Below are 3,901 nucleotides of genomic sequence, written 5' to 3' on the forward strand. Positions count from 1 at the left end.
TACCGAGTTTGTCTTGTATTGCCAACTCGCCTTCATGAAAAGGGGAAGCATCTATTGAGTTTGTGTTTATCATTTTGCTTGTAATTCGTGTGCGTATTTTATGGGCTAAATTTAACTCAATACACAATGAATGATAATGGGTGTTTTATTGACTGATAATGCACAATACAATGACAATACTTGCACCCTCTTAGTGCCAGGCGCGCACCAACATATGTCAAAACGGGTTTTTCATTCACTCTAAAAAAACATTAAATACTATTTAAACAACAACTTAAAAAACTGGCTATGTTTTTGCAAACACTCTATTAACAAGCCAGTTTTATTTACGGCAAAAATTTAGGTTGTTGGCACTATAGCTATTAGCAACCATCGGCAAAGAAGCCCGCACACAATTATGCTTAATGCGTATTTGTGGCGGGCTTTTTTGTTATTTGTATTTAAACCGTCACTTTAAGGAATGCCATATGCAAACCTCGCAAAAAATACTCATTATTGGTAATGGTATGGTCGGACACCACTTTGTTGAGCAAATGCGCCAAAGCGATGCCAACGCAGACATTACCGTACTTTGCGGAGAAGCAAATCTTGCATACGATCGCGTGTATTTATCAAGTTTATTTGATGGCAAAACAGCCGCCGATTTAGCACTTACCACTCACGACAACTATAAACAACTAAATATTAATGTGCATACCAGCCAGTGGGTTGAAGACATTGATAGATCAGCAAAAATAGTGACCACATTAACCGGTGAGCAATACCCGTACGACAAACTTATACTCGCTACAGGTTCATTTCCGTTTGTGCCGCCTATAAAAGGTAACGACCAACCCCATTGTTTGGTGTATCGCACATTAGAAGATTTAGAACAAATAAAAGCCAGTGCAGCTGTAAGTAAAAGTGGTGTAGTTATTGGCGGTGGTTTGTTAGGGCTTGAAGCCGCAAATGCGATTAAGCAACTAGGACTTGATACCCACGTAGTTGAATTTGCACCGCAGCTTATGGCTGTTCAGCTTGATGGACAAGGCGGTACGCTTCTAAAAAATAAAATAGAAGAACTTGGCGTAACGGTACACACATCAAAGGCAACCAGTGAAATAGTAAAAGGCGAAACCAGTCGCTTTAGATTAAATTTTTCGGATGAGTCATTTTTAGAAACAGACCTAATTTTGTTTTCTGCTGGTATTCGCCCGTATGACCAACTCGGCAAAATTGCTGATTTAGAACTCGGTGAGCGCGGCGGTATTATTATTAATAACCAATGCCAAACATCTGATCCTGATATTTTAGCCATTGGGGAATGCGCCCTGTGGGACAAAAAACTATTTGGCTTAGTCGCACCGGGTTACAACATGGCGCGCGTTGCAGCGAGCCAATTAAGTGGTGGCGAGCTTGAGTTTTTAGGTGCCGACATGAGCACTAAACTTAAGTTGTTAGGCGTAGAAGTAGGCTCAATTGGCGACGCTCATGCAAAAACGCCTGACTGTAAAGAGCTTATATACCAAGACGCTATTCGCGGCTGTTATAAAAAAATCATACTAAGTGAAAAAGGCGATAAATTACTGGGCGCTGTACTAGTTGGCGATACCAGCGACTACGATACTTTATTGCAGTACATGCTTAACGACATGGACTTACCAGAAAACCCTGAGTGTTTAATTTTACCAGATAGCGGCGGCGCGCCGTCGTTATCTGGCAGTGCCCTACCCGACACCGCCACTATTTGTTCGTGTCACAATGTGAGTAAAGGCGACATCGTGGGTGCAATCGATGGCGGCTCATGCGATTTAGCCTCGGTAAAATCATGCACTAAAGCAGCAAGCGGCTGTGGCGGTTGTGCTGCGTTACTAAAATCAGTTGTTGATAACGAATTAGCAAGTCGTGGTGTTGAAGTTATCAACCATGTATGTGAGCACTTTGCGTATTCACGCCAAGAACTATTGCACATGGTAAAAGTAGAAAGCATTAAAACGTTTGATGACTTACTAACTAAACACGGCAGCGGTCATGGCTGTGAAATATGTAAACCTGCCATTGGCTCTATTTTAGCCTCAACATGGAACGACTTTATTTTAGAGCCCGCTCATGTTGGTTTGCAAGACACTAACGATACGTACCTAGCAAATATGCAAAAAGATGGTTCGTACTCTGTGGTACCCCGTATTGCTGGCGGCGAAATAACACCCGACAAACTCATTGTAATTGGACAAGTAGCCAAAGACTTTAACCTGTACTGCAAAGTCACTGGTGGTCAGCGTATCGATTTATTTGGTGCGCGTTTAGAAGAGCTTCCTGTTATTTGGGAGCGACTTATAGAAGCCGGATTTGAGACCGGTCATGCCTATGGTAAGTCTCTTAGAACTGTTAAATCTTGTGTGGGTAGTACGTGGTGTCGTTATGGTGTGCAAGATAGCGTTGGACACGCAATAGAAATTGAAAACCGCTACAAAGGGTTACGCGCACCGCATAAATTTAAAATGGCGGTATCGGGTTGTACCCGCGAATGCGCCGAAGCACAAAGTAAAGATATTGGCATTATAGCCACCGAAAATGGCTGGAACTTATACGTGTGTGGTAATGGCGGTATGCGCCCTCGCCATGCTGATTTATTTGCGACCGATTTAGACACGCCAACACTAATTAAATACATTGACCGCGTAATTATGTTTTACATTAAAACGGCTGACAAATTGCAGCGTACGTCGGTATGGATGGAAAACCTTGAAGGCGGTTTAGACTACCTTAAAAGCGTAGTAATTGACGACAGCTTAGGCATTTGCGACGAGCTAGAAGCGCAAATGGAATTAATTACACAAACCTATGCGTGTGAATGGAAAAAAGCGATTGAAAGCCCAGATGCTGCCAAACGATTCCGCCAGTTTGTTAATAGCCCCGAAACCGACGACAACATTTTGTTTGTGCAAGAGCGTAACCAAATTCGCCCTGCTACAGAAGCCGAAAAACGTGAGCAACGTAATACACAAAACCGTATTCCAGTAATGGAAGTTGAACAGGAGCAAGCTGATGTCTTGGCATAATATTGGAACAATCGACAACCTAGTGGCTAATAGCGGCGTATGCGCATTAGTTAATAATCAGCAAGTGGCTATTTTTTACATTCCACAAAATCCAACGGCTGTGTTTGCCATTAGCAACTACGACCCGATTGGCAAAGCCAATGTATTGTCGCGTGGCATTATTGGCTCAGTCGACAATAAATTAGTTGTCGCATCGCCTTTATATAAGCAACACTTTTGCCTAGAAACAGGCGAATGTTTAGAAGCAGAAGCAATACACCTACCGGTTTTTAATGCAAAAATTGAAGACGGCAGTGTATTTATAAGCGCTGAACCAAAAGTTACAACAGCAGTGGCTTAAGGGAATAGTATGAGTGTACTGTCTTATTTTTCGGGTATTGAAAACGTGTGGCTAAATAAGCTTGTTACTAAGCTAACAAGCTCAAATAGTCGCAGCGTCAAAAGCGGCAACGTTTATATAATTGGTGCGGGCCCAGGAGACGCAGAGCTAATTACAGTAAAAGCGCAGCGTTTAATTAATACCGCCGATGTTGTTTTATACGATTGGTTAGTAAGCGATGATTTATTAAAAACGCTTCCTAAAAAAGCACAGCGAGTATTTGTAGGTAAACGTGCGGGTAAACATTCGATGACCCAAGCTAACATTTGCGAACTACTGGTTAAATACGCACAACAAGGCTTAAACGTAGTGCGTTTAAAAGGCGGCGATCCGAGTATATTTGCACGTATTAACGAAGAAGCCGATGCGCTTAGTGAGCATAATATTAATTTTGCTATTGTTCCGGGTGTGACAACGGCTTGTGCTACGTCCGCTTATACGGGTATTCCGCTCACTGCACGCGATGTAGCGCGTAGTGTTA

At 42.5% G+C, this 3,901-nt stretch carries 3 protein-coding genes; all 3 read left to right on the forward strand.

Features of this window, described 5'->3' with window-relative positions; all coding sequences use genetic code 11:
- Positions 1-467: 467 nt before the first annotated feature.
- Positions 468-3,041: a nitrite reductase large subunit NirB gene (gene nirB, locus H5072_RS13810; protein WP_182693841.1), complete on the forward strand. Its 2,574-nt coding sequence runs from the start codon at positions 468-470 to the stop codon at positions 3,039-3,041.
- The gene (nirD, locus tag H5072_RS13815; RefSeq protein WP_182693842.1) at positions 3,028-3,381 is read left to right on the forward strand and encodes a nitrite reductase small subunit NirD; all 354 of its coding nucleotides are present in this window, start codon (positions 3,028-3,030) and stop codon (positions 3,379-3,381) included. Before nirB ends, nirD begins: the two co-directional genes overlap by 14 nt.
- 9 nt (positions 3,382-3,390) lie before the next feature.
- The coding region (gene cobA / locus H5072_RS13820; protein WP_182693843.1) for a uroporphyrinogen-III C-methyltransferase at positions 3,391-3,901 on the forward strand (511 nt) is incomplete at its 3' end.

Source organism: Pseudoalteromonas sp. SR45-5 (assembly GCF_014163565.1).
In the GTDB taxonomy this organism is placed as follows: Bacteria; Pseudomonadota; Gammaproteobacteria; order Enterobacterales; family Alteromonadaceae; genus Pseudoalteromonas; species Pseudoalteromonas distincta.